At 74.2% G+C, this 6,000-nt stretch carries 10 protein-coding genes; 5 read left to right on the top strand and 5 right to left on the bottom strand.

What is annotated here, in order from left to right:
* Window positions 1-183 precede the first annotated feature (183 nt).
* The gene (locus ACIBBD_RS35855; RefSeq protein WP_399423812.1) at window positions 184-1,293 is read left to right on the top strand and encodes a DUF2786 domain-containing protein; all 1,110 of its coding nucleotides are present in this window, start codon (window positions 184-186) and stop codon (window positions 1,291-1,293) included.
* Window positions 1,294-1,427: 134 nt separating this feature from the next.
* On the opposite strand, the gene ACIBBD_RS35850 is transcribed toward ACIBBD_RS35855, so the two are convergent.
* The 5 genes from ACIBBD_RS35850 to rpmB form a co-directional block, all read right to left on the bottom strand.
* On the bottom strand, window positions 1,428-1,688 hold the full coding sequence (locus tag ACIBBD_RS35850; RefSeq protein WP_399423811.1) for a hypothetical protein: 261 nt from the start codon (window positions 1,686-1,688) through the stop codon (window positions 1,428-1,430).
* Between the two features lie 64 nt (window positions 1,689-1,752).
* Window positions 1,753-2,283, bottom strand: a complete 531-nt coding sequence (locus ACIBBD_RS35845) for a DUF4232 domain-containing protein (RefSeq protein WP_399423809.1) — start codon at window positions 2,281-2,283, stop codon at window positions 1,753-1,755.
* A gap of 203 nt (window positions 2,284-2,486) precedes the next feature.
* On the bottom strand, window positions 2,487-3,044 hold the full coding sequence (locus tag ACIBBD_RS35840; protein ID WP_399423808.1) for a hypothetical protein: 558 nt from the start codon (window positions 3,042-3,044) through the stop codon (window positions 2,487-2,489).
* Between the two features lie 155 nt (window positions 3,045-3,199).
* The gene (rpsN, locus tag ACIBBD_RS35835; RefSeq protein ID WP_399423806.1) at window positions 3,200-3,505 is read right to left on the bottom strand and encodes a 30S ribosomal protein S14; all 306 of its coding nucleotides are present in this window, start codon (window positions 3,503-3,505) and stop codon (window positions 3,200-3,202) included.
* Window positions 3,506-3,561: 56 nt separating this feature from the next.
* A complete protein-coding gene (gene rpmB, locus ACIBBD_RS35830) occupies window positions 3,562-3,798 on the bottom strand; it encodes a 50S ribosomal protein L28 (RefSeq protein WP_399423804.1) in 237 nt (78 codons plus the stop codon).
* 62 nt (window positions 3,799-3,860) lie between these two features.
* Between rpmB and rpmG the strand changes: the two genes are divergently transcribed.
* From rpmG to rpsR, 4 genes are read left to right on the top strand one after another with little or no spacing between them, the layout of a single operon-like run.
* Entirely contained in the window at window positions 3,861-4,025 is a 165-nt protein-coding gene (rpmG, locus tag ACIBBD_RS35825) for a 50S ribosomal protein L33 (protein ID WP_003999141.1), read from the top strand.
* A 9-nt stretch (window positions 4,026-4,034) separates the two neighbouring features.
* On the top strand, window positions 4,035-4,289 hold the full coding sequence (locus ACIBBD_RS35820) for a type B 50S ribosomal protein L31 (RefSeq protein ID WP_399423802.1): 255 nt from the start codon (window positions 4,035-4,037) through the stop codon (window positions 4,287-4,289).
* Window positions 4,286-5,470 (top strand): CobW family GTP-binding protein, encoded by a 1,185-nt coding sequence (locus ACIBBD_RS35815; protein ID WP_399423801.1) that lies wholly within the window; start codon window positions 4,286-4,288, stop codon window positions 5,468-5,470. The genes ACIBBD_RS35820 and ACIBBD_RS35815 overlap by 4 nt, the downstream gene beginning before the upstream one ends.
* Window positions 5,471-5,474: 4 nt before the next feature.
* Window positions 5,475-5,708 carry a 30S ribosomal protein S18 gene (gene rpsR, locus ACIBBD_RS35810; RefSeq protein ID WP_399423800.1) on the top strand — a complete coding sequence of 78 codons (234 nt, stop codon included), beginning with the start codon at window positions 5,475-5,477 and terminating at the stop codon, window positions 5,706-5,708.
* Window positions 5,709-6,000: the final 292 nt, after the last annotated feature.

Below are 6,000 nucleotides of genomic sequence, written 5' to 3'. Positions count from 1 at the left end.
CCTCGCGGCCCTGACCCCGGCCTCGCGGCCCTGACCCCGGCCTCGCGGCCCTGACCCCGGCCTCGCGGCCCTGACCCCGGCCTCGCGGCCCTGACCCCGGCCTCGCGGCCCTGACCCCGGCCTCGCGGCCCTGACCCAGCCCTGGGCGAAGACGACGGCACGCGCGCGTGTCACCATCACCGGATGAGCAGTACGCCCACCACCGTCGACCGTGCCCTGCGGGCCGCCCTCCACGAAGCCGGCGACGCCGCCCTCGACACGGGCGCGTCCCTCCTCGCCGCCGACCCCGCGGCGGACGCCGAACTCGCGCGCCGCGGCGAGGAGTTCGTGGCGGCGGCCTGGCGGCGCGGCTGGCAGCCCGCGGACGTCGTACGGCTCGTGCGGCGCGACCTGGACGAGGCCCACGTACGCCTCTTCGCGTCCCTGGTCCGCGCACAGGCGCGGCAGGAGCCCCCGCGCGGCCGGCGCTGGACGGCTCAGCTGGAGGAGCTCACCGCCGAGGCCCCGCCCCGCACCGACCGCTTCTCCCACGCCACCACGGTCCTGGAGCTGTACCGCCTGCTGCTGCGTCTGCCCACCCTCGACCCCCTCCAGGAGCCGAGGCCGGGCCGGCAGCCCCGCTCCGGCTCCCGCATGCTCACCCGGATCCGCGCGCTGCTCGCCAAGGCGGAGGCGACGGGGTACCCGGAGGAGGCGGAGGCGCTCACCGCGAAGGCGCAGGAGCTGATGACCCGGCACAGCGTCGACGAGGCCCTGCTCGACGCCCAGGCACCCGCCCCGGACGCCCCCGGCGCCTGCCGCATCGGCGTCGAGCCCCCGTACGAGCAGGCCAAGGCGGTCCTGCTGGACGCGGTCGCCGACGCCAACCACTGCCGCGCGGTGTGGAACGAGCCGTTCTGCTTCTCCACGGTGGTCGGCTTCGAAGCCGACCTGGAGGTGGTGGAGCTCCTCTACACCTCCCTGCTGGTGCAGGCCCAGACCGCGATGACCGGGGCGGAGGCGGCCCAGCGAGCCGCCGGCCGCAAGCGCACCAAGAGCTTCCGCCAGTCCTTCCTGGCGGCCTACGCCCACCGCATCGGCACTCGCCTGACCACCGCCGCCGAAACCCAGCTCACCGACGCCCTGCTCCCGGTCCTCGCCTCCCGCGACCTCGCGGTCACCGACGCGACGGACCGGATGTTCCCGCAGACGACCACCACCCGCCTGCGCGGCATCACCGACGAGGCGGGCTGGACGCAGGGCGTGGAGGCGGCGGACAGGGCCCGGATGAGTTCCCGGCCCCGCCTGCCCTGAGACGCCCGCGACGCACACGCGTCCGGCGGGCGTTCCACGAGGAAGGCCCGCCGGACACGTGTGCTGCCGCCCGCCGGTCCGGTCCGGTCCCACGACGGGCACCGGGCGGGCGGAGAGGGATCAGCGGACGGACATCACTGGTAGGTCACGTCCGAGGAGTCGTAGACGCAGTGCGTGCCGTCCGGGCCACTGCCCAGCTCGGTCGGCTCGTCACCGCTGCTGTTGCCCTCGAAGCACTCGCACACGGTGATCTTCTCGCTGCTGCCGCCGACGATCGTCACGTCGGACAGCTTGGCCGTGTCGCCGTAGTTGGAGTTGATCCCGACGACACTCAGGTCGCAGCTCTCGTCCGGCGTGCGATGGCCTTCCTCGTCCGTCTGGCCCGGTGCCGCCACCGCCCGGCAGGAGGTTGCCGGGCGACGTGATTCTTCCCGGGCCCGCGAGGCGGCTTCCCGACGCTCAGTCGCCCGCCTGCTGGAAGGCGCTCACCGAGGCGTCCGGGGTCTTCCCGTCCTTCAGCGCCACATCGCCGTACGACCACGGGAGGCTCTGGTCCGCCGAGCCGCCCGGCAGCCCGTACTTCAGCGTCTTCACGGCGAGGCTCTGCGAGCCGCCCTCCTCGCCGCGCACGTAGGTGAGGGTGAAGGCGGCGGTGCCCTGCTCCGGCAGGGTCAGCTTCTGGCCCTCGGCGGCCTCGTCCTGGGGGACGGCGATGCTGCTGCCGTCGGCCTCCAGCTCGACCACGGGGAAGCCGTCCAGGGTGCACTGGGCGCCGTTGTTGGTGAGGTTGACGGTGACGTTGCCGGTGTCGCCGGCGGCGGGGGCGGCGTTGACCGCGCCGACCTCCATGCCCAGGTCGCCGGCGGCGCAGGCCGAGCCGGAGGCGGCCTTGCTCTCCCCGCCACCGGAGGAGCTGTCGTCCCCGCCGCCGCAGGCGGTGAGGAGGAAGGCGGCGGCGACTGCGGTGACGGTGATCGGAACGGCGCGCATGTGTGGATCCCTCGGATGACGTGACGGTGCTGGGAGGATCATCACGCATGATCGCCCCCCACGGCCGCCCACCCCCGACTTCCCGTACCGACCACGAGATCCGGCCCTGACACCCGCTCGGGGCGCCCGATCACCCACGGCGTCCGGCCACGACACCCGGTCTCATACGGCGTCCGGCCACGACACCGGCCGCGGGCGTCCGCCTAGGACCCCACTCCCGCCGTCGGCAGCCCCGACGGCCACTGGCCGCCCTCCGCCTTGGTGTACGTCTCCCTGCCGGCGCCGCCCTCCCAGGTGACCCGGAGGGACTTCGCGTCGACGGAGTCGACCGTGCCGGTCGTGCGGTCCTTCGTGCCCGTCGTGCACTTCAGACGGATCATCCGCAGGCCCGCCTCCTCGCCGGCGGTCCCGCTGCACACGGTCCCGCCGGTCGCGAAGAGGGCGGCCTGCTCACCGGTGATGATCAGGGCGACGGCCTTGCCGTCCGTGGTGGCGAGCCAGCTGCCCTCCAGCTCACCGGAGGCCGACACCGAGCCGGAGCCGCCCGTGGGGTCCGGGCTCGAGGTCGTACCGGGCGTGGCCGACGGGCCGCCGTCCGACCCGCCGTCGTCGCCGCTGCACGCGGTGAGCGCGAGCGCGCCCGCCAGCACGGCGGCCACGGCGGCGGCCCGTACCGGCCGACGGGACGTCCCGCGCGCGGGACGCGCGAAGGGCGACGGGCGCGAGGAGGGCGCCGGGCGCCAGAGGTTCGCCGTAGTCACTGCTGCTCCCAAGCGGTAGCCGGACGGCCCGGTCGGCCGGAAGGTCCGCAGCAAGCTACCAGCAGACCCCGCGCCGGCCTCCCCGCCGGAAGCCCCCGATCGCGGCCGGCCGTCCCCGCCCACCGGGCGACTCCCTCGCCTTCAACCGTCCCCGCCTACCAGGATGACTTCCGCACCCCCGGCAGATACCCCGCGTGCGCCTGCTCCCGCAGGCTCACCCGGGACAACCCGAACGTCCGGAAGTAGCCGCGCGGCCGCCCGTCCACCTGGTCCCGGTTGCGGACGCGCGTGGCGCTCGCGTCCCGGGGCTGGCGGCGCAACTCCCGCTGCGCGGACAGCCGTTCCTCCTCGGTCGAGGACGGCCGTCGGATGATCTCCTTCAGCTCGGCCCGCCGCTCGGCGTACCGCGCGACGACCTCCTGCCGCTTGTCGTTCTTCGCGATCTTGCTCTTCTTCGCCATGTCGGCTCCTCAGTTCCTCGCTCCCGCGGACCCTGCCGTAGTCCCCCGTCCCCGCTTCAGACCTTCACCCCCCGTGCACGGATGCGGGCCACGGCCGCCTCGACGCCGATCGTGTCGACGGTCTTGATGCCCTTCGCGCTCAGCCGCAGCCGGACGTAGCGGCCCTCGCCGGGCAGCCAGTACCGCTTGGACTGGATGTTCGGGTCGAAGCGGCGCGAGGTGCGCCGGTGGGAGTGGGAGATGCGGTTGCCGAAGCCGGGCTGGGCGCCGGTCAGCATGCAGTGCGCGGACACGGGTGACGTACCTCTCCTCGATCGCTACTGTTAATGGAATTCATTTTCAGTAAGATAGCAGCATGGCACGCAACGAACTGCGCCCGGTCATCAAGCTCCGCTCCACGGCGGGCACCGGCTACACCTACGTCACCCGCAAGAACCGCCGTAACGACCCGGACCGCATGACCCTGCGCAAGTACGACCCCGTCGTCGGCCGGCACGTCGACTTCCGAGAGGAGCGCTGAACCACCGCCATGCGCAAGGGAATCCACCCGGCCTACGGTCCCGTCGTCTTCCGTGACCGTGCCGCGAACCACGCCTTCCTCACCCGCTCGACGATGACCAGCGAGAAGACGATCGAGTGGGAGGACGGCAACACCTACCCGGTCGTCGACGTCGAGATCTCGAACGTCAGCCACCCCTTCTACACCGGTACCGCCCGCGTCCTGGACACCGCCGGCCGCGTGGAGCGCTTCGAGCTCCGGTACGGGAAGCGGGGCACGGCGTGAGTCTGTCGGTGGTGATCGTCGGCGGGCTGCACGCGGACGCCCGCCGGGTGACCGTCGCGCGGCTCCTCGCCGACGTGCCCGGCAGCGTGGCCCTCCACCACGACCTGGCGACCGCCGTGGACGGCACGGTCGTACGGACCGTCCGGGACGCCACCGGCGTCCTCTCCGCCGGCGAGGCGCCCCTCGTCAACGACTGCGCCTGCTGTGCCCTGCGTGAGGACCTCGTGCCCGAGCTGCGCCGCCTCGCCGACGACGGCACCACCCGCCTCGCGGTCGTCGAGCTGTGGGACTCCGTCGAACCGAAGGCCATGGCCGAGGTGGTCGTCGCCGGTGACCTCACCGTCACCGGCGTGATCACCGCCGTCGACCCGGCGCTGCTGCTGCCGTGCCTCGGCAACGGCGACGACCTCGCCGAGGCCGGCCTCGCCGCGGCCGCCACCGACCAGCGGACCGTCGCCGACACCTTCGCCCGGCAGCTGGAGTACGCCCCGGTCCTGGCCGTCGTCGACTCCCCGGAGGCGGACGACGAGGACCGCGAGCTGCTGGCCCAGCTCCATCCGACGGCCCGTCGGGTCCCCGTGCCGGGCGGCCACCCGGGGGACCCGGCGGGCGCCCCCGCGCTCGCGAGTACGCCCGGCGCCCTCTCCCCGCTGGCCGAGGCCGCCCTCGCCGGCTTCGACGTGGAGGCGGCCGCCGCCGCCCAGCACCCGGCCTGCGCCCTGCTCCCCGCCGAGGCCGACGCGCACGGCGTCTCGACCCTCGTCTGGCACCGTCGCCGCCCCTTCCACCCGGAGCGGCTCTACGCGGCGCTGGAGGACCTGACCTGCGCAGCCGCCCGCAGCCGGGGCCGGTTCTGGCTCGCCGACAAGCCCGACGTGCTGCTGCACTGGGACGCGGCCGGCGGAGCGCTCTGCGTGGAGTCGGCCGGGCCCTGGCTGGCGTCCCTCCCCGACGCCGCCTGGGACATGGTCCCGCCCGTGCGCCGCGCCGCCGCCGCGCTGGACTGGCACCCCGAGCACGGCGACCGCTGCCAGCACCTGGTCTTCACGTCCCCGGGCCTGGACCGCGACGGCCTCGAACAGCTGCTGGAGTCCTGCCTGCTCACCGACGCCGAGTACGCCGCCGGGCGCGACGCCTGGAAGCGGCTGCCGCCCGCCTTCGACACCCTCCTGGAGGTCTGACCCCATGCCCCGCAAGAGCGAGCGCAAGCCCGTCAAGAACCGGCCCAACCCGCTGGACCAGGCCGGCATCACCTACATCGACTACAAGGACACCGACCTGCTGCGCAGGTTCCTCTCCGACCGCGGCAAGATCCGCAGCCGCCGGGTCACCCGGGTCTCGGCCCAGCAGCAGCGCCAACTGGCCCGCGCGGTCAAGAACGCCCGGGAGATGGCCCTCCTGCCGTACAGCAGCCGCTGACGCGCCGAGGGCGGGAGCGCGGACCGGCCGCGTCCTTACGGACCCGCCGACGCCGTACGGCCTCACCGCCCTTCGGACGAGCGGAATTACGTCGACCGTCCCGGCCGTGCGGACACATCCTCCGGGGAGGCCCCCGCCAACAGGCTCTCCAAGTCTTCGCGCACGAAGCCCGGTCCGACCTCGCCCCCGTGGACGACCCCACCGTCGTCCACGGGGCGAGCGCTTCTCGCGGGCGCCGGGACGGGGGCAGCCGTCCGCGCCCTGCTCGCGCCGGGGTGCGGGCAGGCGCGGG

The organism is Streptomyces sp. NPDC051315 (assembly GCF_044455165.1).
Classification (GTDB): Bacteria; Actinomycetota; Actinomycetes; order Streptomycetales; family Streptomycetaceae; genus Streptomyces.
This window is presented reverse-complemented; position numbering and strand designations above follow the sequence as displayed.